Source organism: Streptococcus sp. HMSC072G04 (assembly GCF_001813295.1).
Classification (GTDB): domain Bacteria; phylum Bacillota; class Bacilli; order Lactobacillales; family Streptococcaceae; genus Streptococcus.
This window is the reverse complement of record NZ_KV812016.1, coordinates 332,537-357,898: the sequence shown is the minus strand read 5'-3', so window position 1 is coordinate 357,898 and position 25,362 is coordinate 332,537. Positions and strand designations below refer to the sequence as shown.

The following is a 25,362-nucleotide window of genomic DNA, read 5'->3' as shown; positions in this document are numbered from 1 at the left end:
CCATTATCATACTCTCCTCTAGCAGTATTTGGCAATAAGGTAACAGATTCTATGTCCTGCTTTTCCCGGGCTAAGTTTGCGATGATCTCACGCTTAATAGCAGTCTCATGATTTCTGACGAAATTCCCATCATCACTATATCCAGGATGCTCACTAAGAGAATAGAAAACAATGACCATCAGAAAGGGGAGAGAAATTAAAAAAATGATTAGCTTATTTGATTTTAACATGGAGGTTCCGCATCCTACTTATAAAAAATCTTGACCCAATCCTGCTTTGCACTAAGGATACGAGCAACATACACCCTATGCTTCTCAATATAATAAAATGTAAGATAGTTCTCTATTGGCATATAACGATAGGGTTTTCCATCATTCGTCATCTCACCATAGCCCCGGCTTGATACCAGAGGACAGGCTTCTGGAAAGAGTTCTAGGGTCTCAAGAGCGCTCAATAGCAAATCGACTTTGCCATCTGCAGCTTGCTGGCTATAAAAATTCACAAGAATATAGTCGTGAATGTCACGCAAGTCCTGCTTAGCACGATCTGAAAGAAAGACCTGATAACGTTTCAACTTAGTCAAGACCAAATTCCTTTCTCACATCGGCTACAGAAGTAACTTTTCCTTGAGCGATTTCCTGGTGCCCAACTAAAATCTCCTTCTTCAAATCTTCAAAGGCTACCTGATACTGTTTGTCCTGCAAATCACTCGAAACAAATTCTTCTGGATCCACAGTCCCATTAGCAATTTTTCGAAGTACTGCATTTAGGACATCTGACACAGAAATTTTTTTATCCGCAAGCACCTCTTTTGTTTTTTGGTAAAACATCGCATCTGCTCGAAAATTCACTGCTTTCGTGTTTGCCATTTCTACCTCTCCTTTGTACATACAATTTGTATATACATACTACCATAAGATAGAGAGGGGAATCAAGTAAAAAATGGATTCTTCTTTCACTAAATCTAATTAAGAGATACCGATAGCTAATCTATATTCTTTCTCTCGTGTCATCTGATACCTCCTAGAATCAACAATTTAAGTAGATTCCACATCTTAATTTGACAACTCCAAGTAATTGTAGTCAATTATATTAGATATATTTTATTAATTTCTTTATAGTAAATTCCTATTTTTCTAGCCAAGAGAACGCTTGGTTTAGCATTTCTTTTGCTTGTCCAAGTATACACGGTCCATGAGAAATAATAATATTCTTAGGTTCCCATTTCTTTACTATACGATAACTCTTCAATGCCTGTTTTTTACTAAATAAAAAAGTCATTCTTAAATCTCTTGGTGTTTTACCATTTGGATAGTGATTATCGCCTATTTTAAACAGTAGCTTTTCAAAAATCGATACATTCTCAGTTTCTATGTTTTCAATAAGATCCGTTAAAATCAGAGTTGAACTTTCATTATGGAAAAAAACAACCTCTTTTACATAAAAACTTCCCTCAAATGTTGTAAAACAAATTTCTTCGTTCCAATTGGCCTTGCTTAATTCCTGACCATAATCCAAACTCATTCCCGATTTTCTGGCACGCTTTTGAACACCACTAGCTAGCCAAACTTTTGCTTCAGGAAATAGTTGATGCCATTCATCTATATAACTATAATGTAAGACATTGGGTGCAATAAGGTGTTTTACCTCACCTAATCGCTTGATTTCAAAAAGTAAATTGTCATTAGGCTTAGTCGGTGAATGCACCCAAAGACCACCGTTCTGTAGACGGATAACTGTCATTCTAGTTGAAAAAGGCACTTTGAAGAATTTAAAATCCATCAGTACTTCTTCCCCATCCACAATCCATAGATTATCTGCTATCTTTTTTAAGGAATTGAGGGGACTATATTTTCTGACTTTCATGAAACTCTGCTTTCTAAATTAATAAAGTATAATCAATCGTTATTCTCCAAAAATGGGACAACCAACTTAATCCACTCTTGGGGCAGGTAAGCCGACAAAAAGCCATGATTATAACCCTTTGCTTCAAACAAGATCGTGTTGGGATGTAGCTGCTGAAATAATTTCGCCGATGCTTTCACACAGTTCAATTCTTTTTCACCATAGATATACAGAACCTGCGCCTTACTAGCAGAAATCGTATCCTTGAGCTTGTAACGCCCCATATAGGTTTTGTAAATAGTCACCAATGTTTTGATAGGCGTCCTTGGAAGATCCTCCAAATAATAAGCTTTTATCTCCTCTGGATAAGCCAGTTTAGGATAGAGTTTGTCCATCATGCTTAACTGGAGTTTGCAAGAGAATTTACTGAACATCAGTTTACCAAATAGGGATACTAGAAAGATGCTGATTTTAGCTAACCTTGGTTGAGGAATACAGAGGCTTCCGTCTATGATGGCCTTCTCAGCAATTTCACTGTCTAAAGACAAAAGCTCCATGGCAATTTGACCACCCAGTGAAACACCACCGATTGCTAACAATTTCCCACCACAGTTTGCTTTGATATAGTCTAGAATCTCCAAAGCAGAATCTTCAGTAGAAACATAATCGATGTGATATTCTTCACCGTGACCATTCAAAGTAGGTAAAATAACACGGTAGTCTTTTGATAAGATCCGTGCTTGACGAAGATAATTCCACCAAGAACTGCCACCGCCATGTATCAGCAAGATAGGAGGCAAATTCTTATCCCCAAATTCATGGAATTTCATATTTAAACTCCTTACTGTACCACTCCAACCTGTAGTGATAAAAATCATTTGTATTAAAAATAGTTAGATGTGTTTGAATTTGAGCAAATAATTGTGGCATATTTCCCAAATTGATATTCCAACGTTTACATTATTCAGTCTTCTTCTTGTTCAAGTACCAACTAGGAATGATTTTCTTCATATCATCATACCATTCTAAAATTTCCTTAGCTTGATGTTGCATTACTGATATTTCTTCAGCTCCGTATGGTACAGCCCATGGAAGAGCACCAACTAGGTTATTTAGAATATAGATAGCGAGAAGCTTCCAAAATAAATCCGGAACCTTATGATCAAAATATCCATCTATCATACCAGACGCAAAAGAGGGAGAAACTTGAGCAGACCATACAATACGATTGAATTCCTCCCAAGGATCCCCGACGTCAAAGCGATCAAAATCAATGACATAAATTTTACGATCTTCACCAATCATGAAATTTCCTATATGATAATCTCCATGTTGGAAAACCTGAGGTCTATCTTTTAACAATTCTCGATTTGCATTTAAAAAATCAATAAAGATCTGACCATTTTCATATTGAACGGGACATTCTTTGTATTTGGAGATTTTGTCATCAATTTTTCGATTATAAAAGACCTCCCAATCTTCACGAACTTCTGTAACAGAGAGTGAATGAATTTTTTGAAGGATTCTTCCTGCTTCTACACCGTATGTGTATTGTTGTTCTTTCGAAACAGTTAAAATGGTTTCTCGAGCATCTTTTCCGTCAATCCATTCGTGTAAAGAATACACTTCGTCACCACAGAGTTCTATGCTAATCGGTTTACACATCGGAACTCCAAGAGAAGCTACTTTCTCCATCATATCAAATTCAAATTTTTTAGAATCTAACTTCTCCTTATCAGAAACACGCAAGAAATATTTTTGCTGTTTTTGATCTGTCACACAATATTTTTTATCATCTGACCAGCCTTTATTTATGGCTATCATACTACTAAAATCCACCAATAACTCCTCGATTAACTTTACAACATTACTATATTCTTAACTAATGAAAAGTAATTCGTAGTCCGTCCATTCTTTCACACTTCCTAAAGATACATAAATTTTGACCACGTTCTGAAATTATAATGTCTTCTTAAAGTGAATAATTCTATTTGCCTCCTGAAATCCAATATTGAGATGAAATCTTATAGAATCCGTATTCGTTAAAGTACAGTCACTTGCAAATTCCTTACATCCTTTATTTTTCGCCCATTCCTCACATTTTGTACAGAGATTTTTAGCAATATCCTTTAAACGATATTCCTCGTCGACAATAATCCCTTCTAAGAATCCAACAGGACTATATTTACAACCTTCAACATAATCAAATCTGAGTGAACATAGTGCTAACCCTACAATTGTGTCACCTTTAACTTCTGTAAAGATTGCAGTATTTTTGCCATTCGTATATTTTTTTACTTCATCAATAGCTTCTTTATCTGTCAATTGGGGCCATAATTGTTTCATTAGTTCAGCCGTTTTTATAGAATCTTTTGTTATTCCATCCATATTGATGTTCCTCCGCAAATTACAAGCAAATGTTTCGAATCATGCTGTTACTTTGTTACTCATTGATTGATACCAATACCATCCCCTTCTACTTTTCGACTGTCTCAGATCGGAAGAGCAGAGCCACGCACTCAGCGGTTCGGACTTACCGTATCATTTCGTCGGTTTCCCCCTCATTCTACGAGTCCTATACCCCAGGGCACCTTCTCGACCTTCGGTCTCACCTTGTCCCATGGGCAGAATATCTACTTCTAATTCGCTGAAGCCTCAGCTCCTACAAGCAGTGATACCGCCTCAACATGGAACGAGTGAACACTAATTATGCCAGGTAGTCTTGTCTGTTCTATAAACTTTTTAATGATAACATAAGGTTATCGTTAAATGGTATTACCTCGGCAAACTGGAATTTTCCAGCTCGACAAGCTGTTTTTTAAGCTTTAGTTATCGGAATCCAAAGTTCCATTTTATAGTCTTTGCTGTGCATATCACCTTCATAGTAATATTCAAAGTCAGGTTTTTCTGAATGAATATAGCCATGCTCAGGGAAGAATACTTCCATCGCATATTTCCACCCGTTATGAATGCACTCCGGAACACTTCCTACTAATTCTACAACTGCATACTCTGCTTCTTCCACTTCCAAAACATCTAAGCCCATACTTGTGGCTTTATCTACATCATTAACGATATAACCAGCCATATAATTTATTGTGCTTGGATTTTCCACATCATGGCAAACGCCCATACTTTGATTGCTTCCCAAACTTGCAAGTTCATCGTGGCTATATTTTTTATATAGCTTATTCCATACACTCGGACATAATGATGAATTGATGCTTTGTTCATTTACCCCTGCAACTGTAAATGCTTGTTTCTTTTGAATTGTAATGTTCATGCTTCTTCCTCCTCTTACACTTAGTGCTAACTGCACTCGTGATACTAATTTGAATGGTTTTCCATTTCTTACCTCAGAAGGAGTAAAGCCATGAAAATTTTTAAAAGCTGTTCCAAATGAATCTGATGACTCATATCCAAATTTGAAAGCAACATCAATAATTTTTTCATCCGTATTTCTTAATATAACGGCTGCTTCCGTCAATCTTCTGCTTCTTAAATATTCTGAAAGCGTTGTTTCGGTTAGAATAGAGAACAAGCGGCTGAACATAGAATAAGAGTATCCGGATAGCTGAGTTACTTTCTTTTCGTCAATCTCATCATCAAGAACTGTTTCAAGATAATCAATCGTATTGTTAAATGACTTGATAATATTCATTTCAATCCCTCCTTTCTTTCGGTTTATTTTAGTATAGAGGAAGACTTATTTTCTTACCCTACAGTATCCGTACAAATTTTATAGGCTTCATCTCATAGAAACTTATACCTTGCTAAGTTCAACAAACTGAAGCTTGTTTGTCTCATTTAGCTTTCTTGGGTTTCTTTTCTGGCAGTTCCGCATACATACCTTTCAGTAGTTCAGTAATCAAATCCATATCCTCAAATCTGTCGAATGCATACATCAATGTCTTTGAACCCTCATACGGATAACGCAATTCTGAGTCTGCAAGAAGTTTGTCCGATGTCGGCGTTCTCTTTAAAAATAGTTCATTATCGCAAATGTCACCTATCAGCTTACCGTTAAAATATATAAGGTATCCGCCCATCATGGATCTTATGACAATATCACCTGCTGCGGAAAAAATCTCACGAACTAATTCATTAAATTCATTCACCATGATTACCTCCTTCAAAATCAAATATACCTTACTTTATGGCATACTATTTCCCTATTTATCCTCAAAATTTCAGCAATCCATTTTCATCAAATTGAAAATTCGGTCCCCATGAAACTTCCCAATAGTATCCATCTAAATCCGAAAAATACGAGTGATACCACCACAGAAAAGTTCCTGTAGATCTTTTACAATTTTTCCACCTGCTTTTTCTTACTAATTCTATTACTCGCCAATATTGTATAAACTAAATAAACAACAAAAATGATAATAAAAATAACATAGCAGCCAGTCTTACAACTTACTACTTTTCATATGATAATTTACAAATGTCTTTCCAGCCACTCGATCTTTTTAAAATCCTTATTGTTATTGTGATCATTACGATAGGAGTCTTGAGAAGAAGCTTTGTAAATACTTAGATACTGCTCCAGACTTGGAAGACGAAAAGTGATGCCTTCAATGTGAATAAGCTCTATATCCGATTCCGAAACTCCTGCAAAATCAGGTAAGGAATCGATACTTCCAAATTCAACACTCACTCGATCCTTTTTGAATTCATGCTCATGAATATCTATTAAGACATAGCCTATGTCTTTCATCACTTTCATTATCTTGTCCCAGTCATAAATTCTGAGATGATCAGGTGCTTCCCAACCTCTAGGGTCACCAGGAACATGAATGTCAATGTCAGACGGCCCCCAATTTTCTTTCGTTCTAAACTCCAATCCCAAAGACCCCATCAGTGTCGGTGTAATTCCGAATCGGTTTAAATGGAAACAAATGGTTTTAAATTCTTCAAATAAGAGACTCATGTTTACTCAAAAACTTTCATATAAATGTTCGTTATTTCTACTTTATTACCTTGAACAAAATCATCTTCATTTTCTAGAGTATATCCAGTTATTTTGGATACAAATTCTTTTCCTTCTTTTAAGGACCCAAGTGCGACTAGATCTTTATAAGAAGGAATTTGATATAATTCCAACATATACATCTCTAGTCCTTCTGATTTTTGAACGATTATCCACATTTTACTAACAAGCTTACACACTCAACATGGTGCGTTTGTGGACTCAAAAGGTTTGGGTGAACCTTTTGAGGATTAATTGCGTTTCACTAACAAGCTCACACACTCGGCGGTTCGGACTTACCGTATCATTTCGTCGTAAACTCCTTACTCTACGACAGCTATCCCATGGGCAAAACATCTGTTTCTACTTCGCTGATGCCTCGGCTCGTACAAGCAGTGATACTGCCTCAACATGGTGTGTTTGCGGGACTCAAAAGATTTGGGTGAACCTTTTGTGGATTATCTTCGTTTTACCAACAAGCTTACACACTCGGCAGTTCGGACTTACCGTATCATTTCGTCGGTCCCCCTCCTCATTCTACGAGTCCTATCGCATGGGCAGATCATCTACTTCTACTTCGCTGATGCCTCAGCTCGTACAAGTAGTGATACTGCCTCAACATGATGCGTCTGCGGAAAAAGATCCACCGGCTGTACTTTCTTCAATTCATAGCCCAACTCTTGGTAGAGTTTGATATCACGCGCCATGGTGGCGACGTTACAGGAGATATAGGCAATGCGGTCAGCGCCTGTTTGGGCACTTGCTTTGATAAAGCTTTCGGTCAAGCCCTTGCGTGGTGGGTCGACTAGGATAGCAGTTGGTTGGATGCCTTCCTTGAGCCAATTCTTCATAGCATTTTCAGCTGTGTCACATACATAGTGGGCATTGGTGATACCGTTTAAGCTAGCATTCTTCTGGCTATTTTCTACTGCTTCTGGGATAACTTCCACCCCGTAGACTACCTTGACATGTTTAGCGACTGATAAGCCAATAGTCCCTATTCCTGAGTAGGCATCGATGACCACATCATCTTCACTTAGCTCCGCAAAGTCAATAGCTGTTTGATAGAGTTTCTCTGCCATTTCAGTATTGACCTGGTAAAAAGCTGGTCCAGAGATTTGGAAATCATTGCCCAACATTTGGTCTGTGATAAAGTCTTGACCATAGAGAACCCGCCATTCTTTCCCAAAAATGGCATTGGTATTCTGGTCATTGATATTTTGCATAACGGATTTGATGGCTGAAAATTGCTTGATCAACTGCTCGATCAACTGGTCGACACGGAAAACCTTGGGACGAGTGGTCACCAAAATGACCATAATTTCTCCTGAATGGTGACCTCGGCGGACCACCAGATTGCGAATCAAGCCAGATTGTTCCTTTTCATCATAAGGCTTGAGGTCAAACCGACGAATCAAATCCCGAAGTGCCAAGACCACTTGGTCAATGACTGGATCTTGGATATAGAAATCTTCAATCGGCATCAAATCATGAGAGTTCTTGCGAAAGAAGCCTGTCTCTATCTGACCATTGACACGACGGACAGGGACCTGGGCCTTGTTGCGATACTGGACAGGATGGTCCATCCCCAAGGTCAGGGGCACTTCGATATCGGAGATACCTGCCATCTTGTAGAGACTATCCTTAACCTGTTTGGCCTTGAATTTCAGCTGCTCCGGATAAGCTAGGTGCCCCAAGTCAGCAATGCCGCTTCGCAAGTAAGCCAGGTCTAGCTCTTCATTGCGGTGCGGGGATTTTTCTAAGTACTCCTCTACTTTTCCGTAGCCGATCTTCTTGTTGACCTTGAGCACGCGCATGCGGATGACTTCTCCTGGCAGGGCATTCTCCACAAAAAAGACCAGGCCATCGACCTTAGCCACTCCTGCTCCTTCGTGGGTCAAATCGACAATTTCAACCGTTACAATTTCATTTTTCTTTAACATCGTTTTCTATCTTTCTACAAATTAAAAGGGGTGGAGTCCAAAACTCCTATCCCCTTATTATATCATCTCAGTCCCATTTGGTACAATTTCTTTTTATAAGCATCAAAATCGACCAGCAATCCTTGGCCACCGTACATATCGTAGGCATCGACCCAATCCCCATTTTCTGGGATGGTCACTCGTTCAATTCCTTTTCCAGCACTTCCGACTAGTCCAAGTCCATTGGTCAATAGGAAGGAGAAAGGAACATTGGTAGACGTCATGGCAAAGACTTTCCCAAGTGCTTCAGAACCCGTAAAGAGTTTGGTTGGATCCTTGATCTGATGCATGATAGCGGACATGACTTCTTGTTGGCGACGGGTCCGCCCAAAGTCCCCTTCATCGTCCTTACGGAAACGCGAGTAATTGAGAAGGGTCCGGCCATCCATCCGTTGTTTTCCAACCTTGATGGTTTGCTGCGGAACGACACCGTCTTTCATGTTCAAATCGTCTGGAACTTCTACTTCACTGACCTTTTCACCATCAACCGTTGAAAACTGCGCATTCATCTCGACCCCATTTGGGAAAAGAGTATCGATTGCTGTCGCAAAGGTCTTGAAATCGACCATGGCGTAATATTGGATGTCAATGTCAAAATTGTCCTTGAGCATCTGACGCACCAATTCAGCCCCTTGGTTGTTATTTTGCTCCCCGATGGTGAAGGCAGTATTGAGCTTCTGGTCGTAGTAGCCATCATATTCAGGAATATTTTGCTGGCTGACACCATCGATATGGACCAATGTATCCCGCATGAAGCTGACCATCTTGATCTTGCCTTCTTTGTTATTGACATTGACCACCATGATGGAGTCTGTCCGTGTCTCATCTGACTTCTCACCGATCCGACCATCTGTCCCCAAGATCAGGATATTGACCCCATCTCGCGACTTCTTGCCGTTAAATTTCTCGACGACAGCTGGTTTAGCATCTGGACCTGTCGGCTTGCTGTTCAGGCCTTTCACAAACATGAAGACCATGCCACCGATAATGAGCAAGAAAAAGAGAGCAAGCCACTTGAGGATCCGCTTGACGCGGATCTTTTTCCGTGGTTTCTTAGGTATATCGCTCGTCGCAGCAACTGCTTTCTTCTTAGACTTTTTGCTACGTGATTGGTAAACAGGGAGATCCCCAATTGGTTCAGCAATCTCACCTTGCACTTCTTCTGTAGCTTCTACCTCAGGTTGAAGGGCTTCTGCTTCTTCATAAGCTCCTTGGCTCTTCTTGAGCAGGTAATTGTATTCTAGTTGTTCTCGTTCATTCAAATAATGAAAATTTGAGTATAAGTACTCTAATCGCTTTCGCTCATGGTGAGATAGAAAGTTGGATTCGTTACTCATCTTTTCTCCATTCCGTTATCTTTTAAAGTATAGACCTGATACTGACCCAAGACTTTTGTCTGAATACCCAAACTGTCTAATTCTAGATAGGCAAACTGCAGAAGATCAGGCGCTTCATTCAGGAGGTCAATAATGAAAAAGTATTCTCCTAAAGCTGTTTTTAGGGGGCGACTTTCAATCTTGGTTAAATTGATCCCCCGCCAAGCAAAAGTAGACAAGCCTTTATAGAGGGCTCCTGCCAGGTTACTTGGTAAGGTCAAGGCCAAGCTAACTTTTTGCAGTCCCGGACTTAAAGTTTCTGAGATCGCTGGCTCTTTGGCTCCTAAAATCCAAAAACGTGTATAATTGTCCTCGATTTCTTGGATGTCTTTGGCCTGGACTTCCAAGCCATACTCACTGGCTGCTGCCAGAGGGGCAATCGCTGCAATTTCCAAGTCTGGATGCTCTGCCACATAGCGAGCCGCATAGGCTGTTGAAGCCGTCATTTCCATAGCCGCATCTGGATAATGGGCCCTTAGAAAAGCCTTCCCTTGGGCCAAGGCCTGTGGATGCGAATAGACCGTTCGAATGGGGCGATCTTTTTTAGCCACCAAGAGCTGTTGCTTGATGGGATAGACCACTTCTGCAACGGCCTGGATGGTCCCTTGATGAAAGAGGTAATCAAGGGTCTCATGGACACTGCCTTCAATCGAGTTTTCAACTGGGACGACTGCAAAATCAATTTCTTGATTCTCATAGGCCTTAATGACATCTGTGATCGTCCGATAGGCGATGCGTTCAGAAGTCGGAAAGCTATGAGTGGCCACATCATGGGTAAAAGATCCCTTAGGACCAAGATAGCCTACAAGCATCGAATGATCTCCGCAATTTCTTCAGGTGTTTTGTCCTCAACATCCACAATATGGGTAGCAATCGCTTCATACAAAGGCAAACGACCATCAAAAATCTTCTTGAATTCTTCTTTTGTGTGGTTTAGAAAGAGGGGGCGTTGCATGGCTTTGTCATTTTGAATGCGTCTGTACAAGGTTTCAAAATCTACCCGCAGATATATGTTGTGAGGATTTTTTTCCAAGAGTGCACGGTTATGAGGGTTGACGATAATCCCGCCTCCAGGAGAAATGATGGCCGCTTCATTTTCCAATAAACGCTCTAACATTTCAGCCTCGCGGCGACGAAAGGCAGCTTCTCCTTCCACTGCGAAATAATCATTGATCGACATGCCGATCTCTTTAACAATTAATTCATCCATATCATGGAATTTTGGATCAAGAATGCGACCAACAGTCGTTTTCCCAGTTCCCATAAAACCAAGTAAAATTTTAGCCATGCAGTAAGGTCTCCAAATCTTCAAAAAAACTAGGGTAACTGGTGTTAATGGCCTCTGCCCGATCCAGCATCACATTTCCTTCACTCACTAATAAGGCAGCAATGGCAGCCATCATCCCAATCCGGTGATCTCCAAAGGTCTCTAAGTCAGCTCCATGTAGAGGTGTCGGTCCAGTGATGATCATGCCGTCTTCCGTTGGCACGACATTGGCTCCCATAGCATTGAGACTATCTGCTACGACCTGGATGCGGTCCGTTTCTTTCACACGAAGCTCCTCAGCATCTGCAATCACGGTCTGACCATTTGCTTGTGTCGCTAGTAAAGCAATAATCGGCAATTCATCAATCAAGCGTGGAATCAACTCCCCATCAATCCGAATCCCTTTTAAGGACGAAGTCTTAACAGTGAGACTTGCAGAGACTGCTTTTTCATCGCGATCCTCCATGGTAAGATCTCCCCCCATTTCTTGAATCACATCGAGAATCCCTGTCCGCGTTTGGTTGATGCCCACATTTTCAATCTTGATCACACTATCTGACAGAATGAGGCCAGCCACTAACCAAAAGGCTGCACTGGAAATATCTCCAGGAATGATGACTTCTTGACCTTGGAACACTTGTCCACCTTGGATGCGGATGGTTTTTCCGTCCACCTGGATCTCTCCGCCAAATTGGCGAATCATATCCTCCGTATGGTCACGAGTCTTTTCCTTCTCGATAATCGTCGATTCACCCTCAGCCTGTAAAGCCGCAAAAATGAGGGCAGACTTGACTTGGGCCGATGCCACTGGCAAACGGTAATGAATCGGTTGGAGCTGATGGGTTCCTTTTTCATGTAAAGGTGGGCAATCGCGCTCTCCCTGACCAGCAATCTCTACTCCCATCTGACGCAGTGGGATCGCCACACGATCCATGGGGCGTTTGGAAAGACTATCGTCTCCAACCATGGTCACTGCAAAATCCTGACCTGCTAGGACACCTGATATCAAACGAATAGAAGTCCCTGAATTGCCCATATCAAGGGGAGCTGACGGAGCTTGAAGGCCTTGAAAGCCTACCCCTTGGATCCGAATCACATCCCCATCATCTTGGATAGAAACTCCCAAGTCTCGAAACACCTGGATGGTAGAAAGCACATCTTCGCCTCGCAAGATATCATAGACCTTGGTTTCGCCCTTTGCAAGACTTCCAAAAATAATGGAGCGATGACTAATCGATTTGTCACCAGAGACACGAATGGTGCCCTTTAGACCCTTGCTATTGGTTTTTAATTTCATTGCCATCTCCAGAGTGCTTTTCCACATATTCTATCATAAATAGGACATGAATTCAATTTTTGATCAAAAATTTGGAACAAAAAACGAATGTTTACAAGCATTTTTTGAGCTTCTTTTGATCTAGTGGCGAACGAAAATACCAGAGTGAATTCACAACTCTGGTAGCATTCTTATTTGTATAAATCTTGAATCGGCTCAAAGATGATCTTTTCAAGATCTGCAAGATAAATAGACAATTGTTGTTGTTTGGTGAAAAATTCATTCACAATCGGACTTGCTTGGATTTTTTCCATATAGTCCTTCATTTCTTGTTGCACAGCTTCTGTTGGAAGTTGACCGGATTGCATCAAGCCTTGCAGTTGATTTTGGAAAGCGACGTATTCGTCAAACAGTGTTTTCGCTTCTGGATTTGCTTCGATCGCTTGCTTGCTTTCTACGACAGCCTTGTATTCAGGAAGATCTCGAAGGGTCCGAGAGAGTTCATTTGCTACATCATAAATATTTGCCATTTTCTAGGCTCCTTTACTGATAAGATACTTCTATTACACTGTTTTTCCTTCAATATTCCTAAAATGAAGCAGGCCTTTTGATGCAAATCCTTCTGTAGACCTAGCGAGCAAGGACGGTATAAGACGTCGCCTGGCTGATCAATGTTTGAGCCCGCTCTTGATCCTCTGCATTTTTAAAGGTCAGCTGCAAATTCCCGTGGATATCTTCACGATTCTCTTCATTGATGTGAATATTGACTAAGGAAATCCCTTGTAGAAGTTGTAATATTTCGAGAATCACACCTTCCTGATCTGGGACATCGATAAAGAGATCATAGGCACTATCGCGTCCAGCACGCTGATGGATCTGCATTTCTTTTCGGTGCTTGCGCCCCTCATGGAAAAAGGACCAAAGGGCCTCTGCGTTATCTGCTTGAATGGTCTCAGCCACCTGATCCAAACGGTCTTTGAAATCTGCAATCCGCTCTAATATCGCTTGAGGGTTGGACAAGAGAATAGAAGTCCACATGCCTGGCTCACTTTCCGCAATCCGTGTCATATCCCGAAAGCCACCAGCCGCAAAACGGCGGGTCATTTCATGCTCTTCCCCATAAGCTACGGCCTGCTCGACCAGAGTTGAGGCTAAAATATGAGGAAAATGGCTGATCTGGGAAGTCACTCGATCGTGTTCCTCGGCATCGATTTCAATAAAGCGAGATCCCAATCCACTCAGAAGCTCTTTCAACTCTTCCATGGCACCCCCTGTCGTCAAGCTGGAAGGGGTAAAAATATAATAGGCATTTTCAAATAAGGTTGCATCTGCTGCTGCAGCACCTGTCTTATGACTACCAGCCATGGGGTGTCCTCCCACAAAGCGTACATCCTTATCTGTAAACACTTTTTCAGCTTGTGCGACAATTTCTGCCTTGGTAGAGCCTGCATCTGTCACCAGTACCCGGTCTTTCAAATGCAAGCTAGCTAAGGTTTCTAAGTAAGACTTGGTTTGCTTGATGGGAAGGGCCAAAATAATGATATCTGCTAAAGGGGCAAAGGCTGCGAAATCATCCGTCACCTGATCCACCATTCCTCTTTCAAGGGCGATGGTTCGAGAGGCTTCACTACGATTGTAACCAAGAATCGTCACGTTTGGGTGGGCTCTCTTAATGCCTAGAGCGAGTGAAGCACCAATCAAGCCCAAGCCTGCAATATATACAACTTTCTTCTCCAAAGGAAAACTCTTTCTCTTAAAAATTCTTCGTAAAGTCCCGGTGCTTAGCAACAGCTTCTTTCAATTCTTCCAAGTTATCGGATGAGAATTTTTCAAGCACTTCTGTAGCAAGGACCGTTGCGACCACTGCTTCCATTACCACTCCTGCAGCTGGCAAAGCCGTTGGGTCGCTGCGCTCAACCGTTGCCTTATAGGGCTCATGGGTTTCAATATCCACACTCATCAAAGGTTTGTAGAGGGTCGGAATAGGCTTCATGACGCCACGAACCAGAATGGGCTCACCATTGGTCATGCCCCCTTCAAAACCACCAAGATTATTGGTGCGACGGGTATAACCGGTGTCCTGAGACCAGATGATTTCATCCATGACTTGACTACCTTTTAGGCGACCTGCGTCAAAACCAAGGCCAAACTCAACTCCCTTAAAGGCATTGATAGAGACCACTCCTTGAGCGATTTTGGCATCCAATTTCTTGTCCCATTGCACATAAGATCCTAGTCCTACAGGCACACCACCAACCAAGGTTTCCACAATTCCCCCGATGGTATCGCCATCTTTTTTCACTTGGTCAATGTAGGCCTTAACGCCTTCTTCTTGTTCTGGCACAACGATCGAAACTTCCGACTGACCTGCCTTTTCCTTGATTTCTGAAACGGTTAGATTCTCGGGAATTGCAATCTCGATTCCCCCAAAATTAACAATGTGGCTGGCTACTTCAACGCTGATCTCTTCTAAAATCCGTTTAGCAACAGCACCAACGGCTACACGCATGGTTGTCTCACGGGCAGAAGAACGCTCTAAGGAATTACGGAGATCATCGAAACGGTATTTGATCCCTCCGACTAGATCGGCATGACCAGGACGTGGCTTGGTGATCTTACGCAGATTTTTCTTTTTCTCTTCGACCGGTGCTACATTCATGATCTCTAGCCATTTTTGGTGATCCAGATTGGTCACGTTCAGAGTAATCGGACCTCCCATGGTCAAGCCATGACGGACCCCTGATGTGATCTCGACACGGTCACTCTCGATTTTCATCCGAGCACCACGACCATAGCCACCTTGTCGACGTTTGAGCTCTTTATTAATATCCTCTTCAGATAAAGGAAGGCCTGCCGGAATCCCCTCGATGATGGCTGTTAGTCGAGGTCCATGGGACTCTCCTGCTGTTAAATATCTCATACGACCTTATTCCTTTCTTTCTAAAAAGTCCTTCATTTCTTGAAGAGGGATTTGATGAATCGCTGCTTGCCCCAACTCTGGAACAATTACTAATTTCAAGTTCGTCCCACGCGCTTTTTTGTCATGGGTCAAGGCTTGATAAAGGGCTTCTTTATCCCAGTTCTCATAGGTAACCGGAAGGCCAAATTTCCGGCACATTTCTTCGATTTTTTGAGTGATTCCCTTTGGCATCAAACCCTTTTCTTCTGCAACTCGTGACAGCTGCACCATGCCCATACTGACAGCTTCTCCATGCATAACCTGCCCATAACCAGCTGTCGCTTCAATGGCATGCCCAATGGTATGCCCAAAATTGAGATACAGTCGAATGCCATTGTCCAGCTCATCTGCTACAACATGGTCTCGCTTCACCAGGCAAGAATGAGAAATGATGCTCTCTGCATGCTCTAAAATACTCTCGATGGAACCATCCATGGATTCCAATTCTTCCCAAAGTTCAGTATCTTGGATGAGGCCGTACTTGATGACTTCGCCCATCCCCTCGATCAATTCACGTTGCCCCAAGGTGCTCAACACTTCAGGATCAATAAACACACCATCTGGTTGAGCAAAGGTCCCTACCATGTTTTTAGCAAGTGCTGTGTTGACTCCCGTCTTTCCACCGATAGAAGAATCCACCTGTGCGGTCAAGCTAGTCGGGATCTGAACAAAGGAAATTCCCCGCATATAGGTCGAGGCAGCAAAACCAGCCAAATCACCAACTACGCCACCCCCAAGAGCAACGATTCCATCACTGCGCGTCATGCCCTGGGTAGCTAGAAAGTCATAGACTTTTGAAACAGTGGTTAGATTCTTACTGGCTTCTCCTTGAAGAAACTCAAAGCGCACCATTTGAAAACCAGCTTTCTCAAGGCTCTTCTCTACGATAGAGGCATATAGCTTAGCCACGCGGTTATCGGAAATAATGGCGACTTTTTTATCGCCCCAAAGAGTGCGCAACCAGTCTCCAACCTGGTTGAGACCACCTCTTTCAATCACAATATCATAGGAATGTCCTGGAATAGGTACCGATACGTTCATAGGAATCTCCTTCACGTTTTTCTTTGATTCTATCTTATCATGAAATAGGGCACATGTCTCAATCAAAATGAAAAAGAGACTAGAGCAAGACTGTTTTTTAAAAAATCAGTTCCTGTTCTAATCTCATAAAGCTTTTTCAATAGGAAAAGGTAAAACCCTCTCTTAGTCACATACAAATTGGCGATATTCTGTTGTCAATGCTTCCCATACAGACTCTGTAGGAAATACTTTCCCAGTCATTAATTCAAAGGCAGCTTCAGCTTGATAAAAGAGCATTCCCAGCCCATTTACCCTCTGGTTTCCTTGATTCACTGCTAATTGCAGAAAGGGGGTCACTGCCGGATAGTAAGCCATCTCTACGATTAAGGCCTGTGGGGGAAAGGTCAAGTGACTCGCTATCGGAAGAGACTGACCATCCATCCCAACACCAGTGGCATTTAAGATGAGATCGGCTTGATTAAAAGAGTTTTGAACTTCTTCATCTTTCTCAATCGCATACAATTCTATCAAGAAATCAAAGCCATCTTCAATCAACTGAACTATTGAACGATAATGAACCAATCTTTCCTCTCTCACAAAGACAAGGATACGTTTCACACCTAGATGAATCGCCTGTGCAATAATCGCTAAAGCTGCACCACCTGCACCTAAGAGAACCATTGTTTTTCCCTCAATAGAGAAAGCAGGAGGTAAACTACGAAAGAAACCAATCCCATCCGTATTATAGCCTTTAAGCTTACCATCGCGGTGAACAATAGTATTGACAGAACCGATCTTTCGGGCCATCTCATCCACTTCATCTAAGTAAGGAAAGACCTTCTGCTTGTAGGGCATGGAGATATTGGCCCCAATCATATCCAACTTACGAATTTGGCTGATGGTGCTTTCTAAGTCTTCTTCAGCAATATCCCAAGCTAGATAAGCAGCATTGGTCGCTGTTAATTCATAGGCTAGATTATGGATGAAAGGAGAGATACTATGACGAATGGGATGGGCAATGACCGCTACCATCCGAGTATATCCGTCAATCTTCATTCAATAACTCCCGAATTCTTCTCATATTTTCAAGAGGGATTTGACCTGGAGCACTTTCATCTCCGACTCTAGCATAAGACCAGGAAGAGCCTGTCAAATCAGCTGTCAAACGTGAAATTTTCCCGACCTTGCCCATGGAAATGGTTACATACTCTTGCTCAGGATTCAGCGTCTTGAAACCACGCGTATAATTCATCAAATCAAGGACATCTTGTTCATTGTGGGCCATAACGGATACCTTGACTAATTTTGGAGAAAAGCTGGTCAATTCCGATAAGATCTCCATCATATTTTCCGGAGTTTCTTGGAAATTATGGTAGCTGAGAACAAGATTTGAAAATTCCAACATCTCTTCAAAGACTTCACGGTGACTATAAAACTCGAAATCGATATAATCCGGATGATAGATAGATTGAATATCTTTTAGGATCCCAACATATTCTTCATTAGTCAGCTCCATCTCCCCACCTTCAGCTCGAGTCCGCAAGGTGAATAAAATCTCGCGTCCAGCAAATTTTTCAAATACTGCTGGAGCAACGGTTAAGATCTCGCTTTTTTCTAAAAAGTCCGCACGCCACTCAATAACATCTGCATCCTCGTAACGCGAACCATCTAGTTGTTGCGCCTCTTCTAAGGAGCGAGGCATAATCGAAACAACTAACTTCATACATCCACCCTAATCGTAAATACTTTTAAGTAATTACTACTTTCTTCTTTCTTGTTCCATCGAAAATCTCCCGGAAGTCCGTATTCCGCTACATAGCGATGCTTACGGCCTTGAAATCCCTTTTCGATTTGTTTTTTAAATTTTTCTTTGGTCACATTTGCCGCATTGGTACTGAGAATCAAGGTCCCACCTGGATTTAAAATCTCAAGAGCCTCGCTGACCAACCGATGGTAATCTTTAGCGACTGAAAATGTCCGTTTTTTATTCCGCGCAAAGCTAGGCGGATCGAGCACGATCACATCATAGCTTAGGTCATGGCGTTTGGCATATTTGTAATAGTCAAAGACATCCATCACGACAAAACGATGAGCATCCAGCGCCAAGCCATTTGCCACAAAATGCGCTTCTGATAATTCTCTACTTCTCTTAGCCAGATCGACCGATGTTGTCTCAACTGCTCCACCCATTGCTGCAGCAACAGAGAAGGCCGCCGTATAGGAGAACATATTGAGCAAGGACTTGCCAGCTGCTAAGCCCTCTACCAAGCTACCTCGAACTTCATGCTGATCCAAAAAGATCCCCGTCATCAAACCATCATTGAGAAAGACCTGGTAAGAAACTCCATTTTCAAGAATCAAAAATTCTTGCGGAGCTTCTTCTCCATAGACATGAGCTGATTCATAGTCCAAGCCTTTAAAGCGAATCTTTTCATAGCCACCTCGGACTTCTGGAAAAGCCTCTTGAAAGGCCGCTAGAATGGTTTCCTTGATCTGAAATACGAAGGGATTGTACCAAGAAAAGACAACAAACTCACCATACAAGTCAACCGTGAAGCCACCAAAACCATCTCCCTCTTGGTTAAAAAGACGAAAGGCTGTCGTCGTTTCATCCGCATAATAAGAACGACGGTATTGCTTGCCCTTGATGAAAAACTTTTTAAAAAAGTCTTGATCAAAAGCGACCAACTCTTGCGAAACAAACCATCCAATCCCTTTATTTTGTTCAGATAAGTATCCGACCCCGAGGGATTGTCCATCTCCTGAAAGCAATTGAACCGCTTGATCCAAAGCAGGAAGTGAATCAAAATCTTGCTTTTCAAGAAGAGATTGTCCTTGTTTAATTTTTGTTGCGACTTGGCGACTGACTGTGAGTTTTTTCATACCCTCTATTATAGCAAAAGTCTGCAGTTTTCACAAAGGGAGGCTTTATTTACTAGAACTTTTTTTGCTATTTTATTTAAGCTCTCATCCTTTAGCTTTTTACGATTTCATATACCTGATCTTTCCTATTTCTTTCCTCTCCTTTACAGTCATTTTTTTCTTTCTCCATAAAATTGTGGTATACTTGTATATGAAAATTTTTAGGAAATAAGACAAGGAAGTAACATTTTGTGAAAAAAATTACGAATTCGATACTCAATTTCATGAGTACCAGACTAGGATTTGTCTTGACCCTTCTGTTGCTCTACTGGTTCAAAACCATGTGGGCTTATTCAGTTGATTTTAACTTAGACATTCAAGGACCCTATCAGATTTTTCTAGCAGTGATCAACCCATTGCCGATCAGTCTGCTCTTCATCGGTCTAGCACTCTATATCAAACGAACCAAGCTCTTTTATAGTTTGGCCTTTGGGATCTACCTTCTCTTATTTATTTGGTTGATTTCCAACTCCATCTATTATCGAGAGTTTACAGACTTCGTAACGGTCAATACCATGTTGGCTTCTAGCAAGGTTTCTGCCGGCCTCGGAGCTGCTGCTTTAGAATTGTTCCGCCCTTGGGATGTGATCTACATTCTAGATTTCCCTATTCTCGCTTTCTTCTTCTTTAAGAAATGGATTCGAATGGACAATCGTCCCTTCAATAAACGAGCTAGTTTTGCGGTTACCTCTTTATCGGCCATGCTCTTTTCGGCCAACCTTTTCCTCGCAGAAATTGACCGACCTGAGCTCTTGACTCGTGGGTTCTCAAACTACTATGTCGTTCGTGCCCTAGGCTTACCAGCCTTTCTAGGTTATAGCGCTAATCAGACCTATGCTGCTAACAAAGAACGTTCCAAAGCCTCTGAAGCAGATCTAAAACCGGTGGAAGAATATATCCAACAGCATTACGCCAAGCCTAATCCTGAGTACTTTGGAATGGCCAAAGGCCGTAACGTCATCTACATTCACTTGGAAAGTTTCCAACAATTCTTGATCGATTACAAGTTGAAAGTAGATGATAAAGAATATGAAGTAACACCTTTCTTAAATTCACTTTACCACTCGAAGGAAACCTTTGCCTTTTCAAATGTTTTTAACCAAGTCAAGGCAGGGAAAACGTCTGATGCTGAGACCATGATTGAAACTGGGCTCTTTGGGCTCAACCAAGGTTCCTTTATGGTGAACTATGGTGGAACCAATACTCAACAGGCTGCACCATTTATTCTTTCAAAAAATGGTTACAACTCGAGCGCTGTTTTCCACGGAAATGCTGGAAGTTTCTGGAATCGAAATACCGCCTATAAACAATGGGGCTACAATTACTTCTTTGATGCCAGCTACTTCACCAAACAAAACAGCAGCAATTCCTTCCAGTATGGTCTTAATGACAAATACATGCTCAAGGATTCCATCAAATACCTAGAAAGATTGCAACAACCTTTCTATACGAAGTTCATTACGGTTTCCAACCACTATCCTTATACGACCAGCTTGTCAGGAGATGATCTTGGCTTCCCTCTAGCTAAGACACAGGACGAAACCATCAATGGCTATTTTGCGACCGCTAACTACCTAGATTCTTCGATCAAAGCCTTCTTTGATTACCTGAAAGAATCTGGTCTTTACAAAAATTCCATCATCGTTCTCTATGGGGATCACTACGGAATTTCAAACTCTCGTAACCCAGCTCTTGCTCCTCTACTTGGAAAGAACTCTGAAACGTGGTCAAGCTATGACAACGCCATGTTGCAACGCGTACCTTATATGGTAGTTATTCCAGGTATGGATAAGGGTGGCATCATTGATACCTATGGTGGCGAAATCGATATGCTCCCAACCTTGGAACATTTGCTAGGTATTGAATCCAACAAATTCCTCCAAGTTGGTCAAGATATGCTCTCACCAGAACATGATCAAATCGTCGCCTTCCGTTCTGCTAACTACTTTGTTACTCCAGAGTATACGAGCTATAGTGGCCGGACCTATTACACCAAAACAGGTGAGGAAATCACGAACCCAGACGAAAAAACCAAGGAAGAACTGGACAAGATTAGGGAAGCTGCTAACCTGCAATTGAAGATTAGCGATAGCATCCAGACCGGTGACCTCCTTCGCTTCTTCAAGGGCAATGATCTTGGAAAAGTCAATCCAGAAGATTATTCCTACACCAATTCCTTCAAGGCATTGAAGAAGATTGAAAAGGAAAAAGGTGACAAATCAACCAGCCTTTATAACCAACGTGGCAACCAGTCTACCGTTGATCTCTTCAAGGCACCAACTTATAAAGAATTGCACCCAGAAGACGATAGTTCTTCCTCAACAGAGACCAGTAGCAGTTCTTCTAAATAAAAAGAATCCCTGAGTTTAAAAACTCAGGGATTTTACGATTTCTTTAAAAAGAACTTAGTCTAGGACTTCAAAAACAGAAGCTGTTAAATTCTCCACGTAGAATGGTCGTTTATGACGACTATTCCCAACCATCAATTTCAATTTATTTGAATTTTGGAGGTAATATGGAAGTCCGCTGGCGTTGAAGATGACCAAGTACTTCTTGTTTCCTGTAAGTTCATAGATGACAAGACCACTGGTATCAGTTGCAGATTGAATAAAGATTTGTTGGTAGATTTTATCATAGCTTTCAAGCGCTAAGAAAGGAAGACTTGTCTTCAAGGCGATTAAGCTTCGGATATAGGCAATTGATTCCTTGTTCTGACTGACCAGATCCCAATTGACCTGATTCACAAAATCTGGAGCATTGTAGGAATTCATGGCCCGTTCACGATCCAAAGGTGTGATTTCTCCATCAGGACCTGTCGCTACCAATTTGGTCCGCATAAACTCTTGACCCAATTGCATAAAGGCCATGCCCTGAAAGAGCAGATTCATGGCCGTAGCCAACTCTGAGCGCTTGACCAATCCTGCTACTTCTTCATTCGGATGAAGGGTCTGAAGCAAGTCATAGAGATTATAATTATCATGAGCCTCCACATAATTCAAGACCTGATTGGGACTTAAATAATTGCCAAGCTCTGCACTACCTAGAACAGCACGCGCAACGATATTCTCCGTCGATTTTCGGCTGACAAATCCACGTTTGATGGAACCATAAACCTCAGCCCCTTTAATGGCATCGCGCTCCGTATCATTAAAGAAACCAATTCGTGGCAATTGCGCTGCATTGTCTTTCTTAGCCTTGTCCTCTGGTGCGAGACCTGTTCCCATGTCCCAACCTTCTCCGTAAAGAAGAATCCGAGGATCCAGAGCGTCCATTGCCTCCCGAATAGCATTCATCGTCCTTACATCGTGAATCCCCATCAAATCAAAGCGGAAGCCATCGATCTGGTACTCCTTGACCCAGTGCGTGAGGGAATCAATCATGTACTTGCGGTACATTTCATGCTCACTAGCCGTTTCATTGCCGACACCTGTCCCATTTTGGAAGCGACCATCTGGCTCCATCCGGTAATAATAATCTGGTACTGTATTTTGGAAAGGACCATGTTCAGTCGAATAGATATGATTGTAGACCACATCCATGACCACAGAAATTCCTGCCTCATGATAAGCCCGGATCATGGTTTTGAGCTCTTTCATGGTTTGTTTCGGATTGGATGGATCCGTTGAAAAGCTAGTTTCTGGTGCAGAATAATTCTGAACGTCGTAGCCCCAATTATAGGTCACCTGGCCTTCTTCGTCGTACTGTTTAAAGCGATCAGAGATGGGCTGCAGTTGCACGACATTAACCCCTAACTGACGAATATAATCAAAGGCAGTTGCATCACCATGGCTATTGACGGTTCCTTCTTGGCAAGCCCCCAGATAGGTCCCACGTAAAGACTCGTCCACACCTGAAGTCGGTGACTTGGTCAAATCTCGAAGGTGCATCTCATAAATCACTGCTTGACCAGGATTGTCCAAGCGCCAAGGAGTCGCATCAGCGCCTTTTTTAGGACCCCAATCAAACTGACGATCTGCCCTCGAAAGAATGGCAGAGCGCATCCCGTCCGCTGTCGTTGCAATACTATAAGGATCGCGCGTCACTTGAGTATGGTGTTCAAAATGCACACGATATTGATAGGCCATACCACTTAAATTTCCAAGAAAATCTAAAATCCAAACACCATGGGTATTCTCTGGGTGGTAGCTAGACTCTTGTTTGCCACGTGTCATTGGCATGCTCTTCCAAATAGGCGCATCCAAGTCTGTAGATTGATAGAGCAACAATTCAACTTTCTTGGCAGTAGGAGCCCATAGTTTAAAGCAATGCTCCCCTTCTTCCTCCCGATGACCGAGCCATCCTTGATACGCCCATTTAGCATCAAACTCTCTAGGGCGCATCGCCATATCGTAGGCATGAGGCTGACGATGGCTGTATGCATGACTCGTCAAAGCAGCTTGCAAAGAATAATAGACTGTATCGTCTCCATCGAGAATCCACACTTCTCGAACATGCCCTTCTGGTAAGAGTTCGATTTCAAAATCACGGGTCTTGGTGAGCCAATCCCCTTCTTTAACCAGGACATGGCCCCGGTTCAAGGCATCCTCACTCTCGTATACCAGATTTCCCTCTACTCCAAAATAATCCAACTTGGAGAAAGAGACTGATTTTCCTTCTACTTGATCCTGCCACTGCCACATATCATAGGCAAAATAATTTCCTTTTTGCTTATGAAAATGAAGCTTTACATGGTATTGTCGCATAACATTTTCCTATTTCCAATTTAATACCGAAGGAACCATTCCTCGTAAAACACGTACATGGCTCAACTATTTGTTTTTATTCTTCAGATGGGTGAACCAAAGCATCGTTGTTGATTTCATCAATATTTGCAAAGAATTCCAAGTGGTTATGGAAGACTTCCAATTCAACTGGAGTATCTCCTCCGTACTCCCCATCTAGATTGATGCGGAATGGTTGAGCATTTTTTCCTAACATTTCGATCGTCAACTTCTTGGTCTTGAGATATTCTACATTTTCATCGTGCACATGTTTGCCCCCATTAATGGCTTGAATCATCAAGGACAACATGTTAAAGAGCTTAGCAGTTTTTACGATAATCAAGGTAAAGTTCCCATCATCAAGCTTAGCATCTGGCGCGACACTTTCAAAACCAGCAATGGAGTTGGTAAGAGCCACAAAAATCATAGACGCTGGCCCTTCAAAGACACCATTGTCGTGCTCAATCCGCACCTTTCGAGCCTTGTTTCGTGGCAACATTTTAGCTGCTTCAGCCACATAGGCAAAGTAACCCAAGCGAGATTTAACACTGCTTGGAACACTGAAGGTCAATTCTGTCATGGTTCCTGCTGCAGCAATATTGATGAAATACTTGCTACCATAGGCACGACCAATATCCATCTGAATGGTTTGATTTTTTTCAATAATGCGAGCAGCCGCCACAGGATCTCCCATCGGGATCTTCAAGGCACGCGCATAGTCGTTGGTGGTACCGGTCGGGATGAAGGCCATCTGCGGACGATTTTCCAGACCTGCAACCCCATTGACCACTTCGTTAATCGTACCATCTCCACCAGCGGCAATGATTAAATCAAAGCCTGCTTTAGCGGCTCTTTCTGCTTCATTTTGGGCAGAAAATGGTTCTGGAGTCGTTTGATAAGCGCTGGTTTCATAGCCCACGTCTTCAAGTACGTCCAAGACTTCCGCAATATTTTTCTTGATAATTTCTTGCCCAGAGGTCGGATTATAAATTAAACGGGCTTTTTTGATTCGTTCTACCATA

The 25,362-nt window shown here is 42.0% G+C and carries 25 protein-coding genes and 3 pseudogenes; 1 reads left to right on the top strand and 27 read right to left on the bottom strand.

Annotated elements, in window-relative coordinates; translation table 11 throughout:
* The 25 genes and pseudogenes from HMPREF2904_RS11900 to HMPREF2904_RS04275 all read right to left on the bottom strand — a co-directional run.
* Positions 1-230 (bottom strand): annotated as a pseudogene (locus HMPREF2904_RS11900) (hypothetical protein); the annotation flags it as partial.
* A gap of 14 nt (positions 231-244) precedes the next feature.
* The gene (locus tag HMPREF2904_RS04380) at positions 245-583 is read right to left on the bottom strand and encodes a type II toxin-antitoxin system RelE/ParE family toxin (protein ID WP_024054821.1); all 339 of its coding nucleotides are present in this window, start codon (positions 581-583) and stop codon (positions 245-247) included.
* On the bottom strand, positions 576-869 hold the full coding sequence (locus HMPREF2904_RS04375) for a type II toxin-antitoxin system RelB/ParD family antitoxin (RefSeq protein ID WP_023917881.1): 294 nt from the start codon (positions 867-869) through the stop codon (positions 576-578). Before HMPREF2904_RS04375 ends, HMPREF2904_RS04380 begins: the two co-directional genes overlap by 8 nt.
* A gap of 259 nt (positions 870-1,128) precedes the next feature.
* A complete protein-coding gene (locus HMPREF2904_RS04370) occupies positions 1,129-1,866 on the bottom strand; it encodes a DUF4336 domain-containing protein (protein ID WP_070660364.1) in 738 nt (245 codons plus the stop codon).
* Between the two features lie 32 nt (positions 1,867-1,898).
* Complete coding sequence (locus tag HMPREF2904_RS04365; protein WP_070660361.1) at positions 1,899-2,675, bottom strand: alpha/beta fold hydrolase; 777 nt, start codon at positions 2,673-2,675, stop codon at positions 1,899-1,901.
* Between the two features lie 130 nt (positions 2,676-2,805).
* A complete protein-coding gene (locus HMPREF2904_RS04360) occupies positions 2,806-3,684 on the bottom strand; it encodes an aminoglycoside phosphotransferase family protein (protein WP_070660358.1) in 879 nt (292 codons plus the stop codon).
* Positions 3,685-3,804: 120 nt separating this feature from the next.
* Positions 3,805-4,233: an aminoglycoside 6'-N-acetyltransferase gene (gene aac(6') / locus HMPREF2904_RS04355; protein WP_070660355.1), complete on the bottom strand. Its 429-nt coding sequence runs from the start codon at positions 4,231-4,233 to the stop codon at positions 3,805-3,807.
* A 430-nt stretch (positions 4,234-4,663) separates the two neighbouring features.
* A complete protein-coding gene (locus HMPREF2904_RS04350) occupies positions 4,664-5,506 on the bottom strand; it encodes an AraC family transcriptional regulator (protein WP_070660352.1) in 843 nt (280 codons plus the stop codon).
* Between the two features lie 142 nt (positions 5,507-5,648).
* A complete protein-coding gene (locus HMPREF2904_RS04345; protein ID WP_070660437.1) occupies positions 5,649-5,963 on the bottom strand; it encodes a TfoX/Sxy family protein in 315 nt (104 codons plus the stop codon).
* A 64-nt stretch (positions 5,964-6,027) separates the two neighbouring features.
* A pseudogene (locus HMPREF2904_RS12130) lies at positions 6,028-6,192 on the bottom strand (VOC family protein); the annotation flags it as partial.
* Positions 6,152-6,244 (bottom strand): annotated as a pseudogene (locus tag HMPREF2904_RS12125) (CPBP family intramembrane glutamate endopeptidase); the annotation flags it as partial. The pseudogenes HMPREF2904_RS12125 and HMPREF2904_RS12130, both read right to left, overlap by 41 nt.
* 42 nt (positions 6,245-6,286) lie before the next feature.
* Positions 6,287-6,778: a nucleotidyltransferase gene (locus HMPREF2904_RS04340; RefSeq protein ID WP_070660351.1), complete on the bottom strand. Its 492-nt coding sequence runs from the start codon at positions 6,776-6,778 to the stop codon at positions 6,287-6,289.
* A gap of 2 nt (positions 6,779-6,780) precedes the next feature.
* Positions 6,781-6,954: a hypothetical protein gene (locus HMPREF2904_RS04335; RefSeq protein WP_256263230.1), complete on the bottom strand. Its 174-nt coding sequence runs from the start codon at positions 6,952-6,954 to the stop codon at positions 6,781-6,783.
* 435 nt (positions 6,955-7,389) lie between these two features.
* Positions 7,390-8,760 carry a 23S rRNA (uracil(1939)-C(5))-methyltransferase RlmD gene (rlmD, locus tag HMPREF2904_RS04330; protein ID WP_070660349.1) on the bottom strand — a complete coding sequence of 457 codons (1,371 nt, stop codon included), beginning with the start codon at positions 8,758-8,760 and terminating at the stop codon, positions 7,390-7,392.
* A 62-nt stretch (positions 8,761-8,822) separates the two neighbouring features.
* Positions 8,823-10,136, bottom strand: coding sequence for an LCP family protein (locus HMPREF2904_RS04325; protein WP_070660348.1), 1,314 nt, complete (start codon positions 10,134-10,136; stop codon positions 8,823-8,825).
* Positions 10,133-10,987, bottom strand: a complete 855-nt coding sequence (pheA, locus tag HMPREF2904_RS04320; RefSeq protein ID WP_070660347.1) for a prephenate dehydratase — start codon at positions 10,985-10,987, stop codon at positions 10,133-10,135. Before pheA ends, HMPREF2904_RS04325 begins: the two co-directional genes overlap by 4 nt.
* The gene (locus HMPREF2904_RS04315) at positions 10,978-11,463 is read right to left on the bottom strand and encodes a shikimate kinase (protein ID WP_070660346.1); all 486 of its coding nucleotides are present in this window, start codon (positions 11,461-11,463) and stop codon (positions 10,978-10,980) included. Before HMPREF2904_RS04315 ends, pheA begins: the two co-directional genes overlap by 10 nt.
* The gene (gene aroA / locus HMPREF2904_RS04310) at positions 11,456-12,739 is read right to left on the bottom strand and encodes a 3-phosphoshikimate 1-carboxyvinyltransferase (RefSeq protein ID WP_070660343.1); all 1,284 of its coding nucleotides are present in this window, start codon (positions 12,737-12,739) and stop codon (positions 11,456-11,458) included. The genes HMPREF2904_RS04315 and aroA overlap by 8 nt, the downstream gene beginning before the upstream one ends.
* Before the next feature lie 170 nt (positions 12,740-12,909).
* Positions 12,910-13,248, bottom strand: a complete 339-nt coding sequence (locus tag HMPREF2904_RS04305; protein WP_003014453.1) for a YlbF/YmcA family competence regulator — start codon at positions 13,246-13,248, stop codon at positions 12,910-12,912.
* A gap of 100 nt (positions 13,249-13,348) precedes the next feature.
* On the bottom strand, positions 13,349-14,455 hold the full coding sequence (locus HMPREF2904_RS04300; RefSeq protein ID WP_070660341.1) for a prephenate dehydrogenase: 1,107 nt from the start codon (positions 14,453-14,455) through the stop codon (positions 13,349-13,351).
* A 16-nt stretch (positions 14,456-14,471) separates the two neighbouring features.
* Positions 14,472-15,638 (bottom strand): chorismate synthase, encoded by a 1,167-nt coding sequence (gene aroC / locus HMPREF2904_RS04295; RefSeq protein ID WP_070660339.1) that lies wholly within the window; start codon positions 15,636-15,638, stop codon positions 14,472-14,474.
* Positions 15,639-15,644: 6 nt separating this feature from the next.
* Positions 15,645-16,718, bottom strand: a complete 1,074-nt coding sequence (gene aroB / locus HMPREF2904_RS04290; protein WP_070660337.1) for a 3-dehydroquinate synthase — start codon at positions 16,716-16,718, stop codon at positions 15,645-15,647.
* A gap of 162 nt (positions 16,719-16,880) precedes the next feature.
* Positions 16,881-17,753, bottom strand: a complete 873-nt coding sequence (gene aroE, locus HMPREF2904_RS04285) for a shikimate dehydrogenase (RefSeq protein WP_070660335.1) — start codon at positions 17,751-17,753, stop codon at positions 16,881-16,883.
* Positions 17,743-18,420 carry a type I 3-dehydroquinate dehydratase gene (aroD, locus tag HMPREF2904_RS04280; RefSeq protein WP_070660332.1) on the bottom strand — a complete coding sequence of 226 codons (678 nt, stop codon included), beginning with the start codon at positions 18,418-18,420 and terminating at the stop codon, positions 17,743-17,745. The genes aroE and aroD overlap by 11 nt, the downstream gene beginning before the upstream one ends.
* Positions 18,417-19,580, bottom strand: coding sequence for a class I SAM-dependent rRNA methyltransferase (locus HMPREF2904_RS04275; protein WP_070660329.1), 1,164 nt, complete (start codon positions 19,578-19,580; stop codon positions 18,417-18,419). Before HMPREF2904_RS04275 ends, aroD begins: the two co-directional genes overlap by 4 nt.
* A gap of 230 nt (positions 19,581-19,810) precedes the next feature.
* Between HMPREF2904_RS04275 and HMPREF2904_RS04270 the strand changes: the two genes are divergently transcribed.
* Positions 19,811-21,970 (top strand): LTA synthase family protein, encoded by a 2,160-nt coding sequence (locus HMPREF2904_RS04270; protein ID WP_049497311.1) that lies wholly within the window; start codon positions 19,811-19,813, stop codon positions 21,968-21,970.
* Positions 21,971-22,024: 54 nt separating this feature from the next.
* Here HMPREF2904_RS04270 and pulA read toward each other — a convergent pair whose 3' ends face one another.
* Together pulA and HMPREF2904_RS04260 are read right to left on the bottom strand one after the other, a co-directional pair.
* A complete protein-coding gene (gene pulA, locus HMPREF2904_RS04265; protein WP_070660326.1) occupies positions 22,025-24,322 on the bottom strand; it encodes a type I pullulanase in 2,298 nt (765 codons plus the stop codon).
* Positions 24,323-24,398: 76 nt separating this feature from the next.
* Complete coding sequence (locus HMPREF2904_RS04260) at positions 24,399-25,361, bottom strand: diacylglycerol kinase family lipid kinase (protein WP_003006748.1); 963 nt, start codon at positions 25,359-25,361, stop codon at positions 24,399-24,401.
* Between the last annotated feature and the right edge of the window lies 1 nt (position 25,362).

Coding starts and splice junctions, on each gene's coding strand:
- HMPREF2904_RS04375 (WP_023917881.1), bottom strand. CDS start 869: ATGGCAAACACGAAAGCAGTGAATTTTCGAGCAGATGCGATGTTTTAC.
- HMPREF2904_RS04370 (WP_070660364.1), bottom strand. CDS start 1,866: ATGAAAGTCAGAAAATATAGTCCCCTCAATTCCTTAAAAAAGATAGCA.
- HMPREF2904_RS04365 (WP_070660361.1), bottom strand. CDS start 2,675: ATGAAATTCCATGAATTTGGGGATAAGAATTTGCCTCCTATCTTGCTG.
- HMPREF2904_RS04350 (WP_070660352.1), bottom strand. CDS start 5,506: ATGAATATTATCAAGTCATTTAACAATACGATTGATTATCTTGAAACA.
- HMPREF2904_RS04340 (WP_070660351.1), bottom strand. CDS start 6,778: ATGAGTCTCTTATTTGAAGAATTTAAAACCATTTGTTTCCATTTAAAC.
- HMPREF2904_RS04335 (WP_256263230.1), bottom strand. CDS start 6,954: ATGTTGGAATTATATCAAATTCCTTCTTATAAAGATCTAGTCGCACTT.
- rlmD (WP_070660349.1), bottom strand. CDS start 8,760: ATGTTAAAGAAAAATGAAATTGTAACGGTTGAAATTGTCGATTTGACC.
- HMPREF2904_RS04325 (WP_070660348.1), bottom strand. CDS start 10,136: ATGAGTAACGAATCCAACTTTCTATCTCACCATGAGCGAAAGCGATTA.
- pheA (WP_070660347.1), bottom strand. CDS start 10,987: ATGCTTGTAGGCTATCTTGGTCCTAAGGGATCTTTTACCCATGATGTG.
- HMPREF2904_RS04315 (WP_070660346.1), bottom strand. CDS start 11,463: ATGGCTAAAATTTTACTTGGTTTTATGGGAACTGGGAAAACGACTGTT.
- aroA (WP_070660343.1), bottom strand. CDS start 12,739: ATGAAATTAAAAACCAATAGCAAGGGTCTAAAGGGCACCATTCGTGTC.
- HMPREF2904_RS04305 (WP_003014453.1), bottom strand. CDS start 13,248: ATGGCAAATATTTATGATGTAGCAAATGAACTCTCTCGGACCCTTCGA.
- aroC (WP_070660339.1), bottom strand. CDS start 15,638: ATGAGATATTTAACAGCAGGAGAGTCCCATGGACCTCGACTAACAGCC.
- aroB (WP_070660337.1), bottom strand. CDS start 16,718: ATGAACGTATCGGTACCTATTCCAGGACATTCCTATGATATTGTGATT.
- aroE (WP_070660335.1), bottom strand. CDS start 17,753: ATGAAGATTGACGGATATACTCGGATGGTAGCGGTCATTGCCCATCCC.
- aroD (WP_070660332.1), bottom strand. CDS start 18,420: ATGAAGTTAGTTGTTTCGATTATGCCTCGCTCCTTAGAAGAGGCGCAA.
- HMPREF2904_RS04275 (WP_070660329.1), bottom strand. CDS start 19,580: ATGAAAAAACTCACAGTCAGTCGCCAAGTCGCAACAAAAATTAAACAA.
- pulA (WP_070660326.1), bottom strand. CDS start 24,322: ATGCGACAATACCATGTAAAGCTTCATTTTCATAAGCAAAAAGGAAAT.
- HMPREF2904_RS04260 (WP_003006748.1), bottom strand. CDS start 25,361: ATGGTAGAACGAATCAAAAAAGCCCGTTTAATTTATAATCCGACCTCT.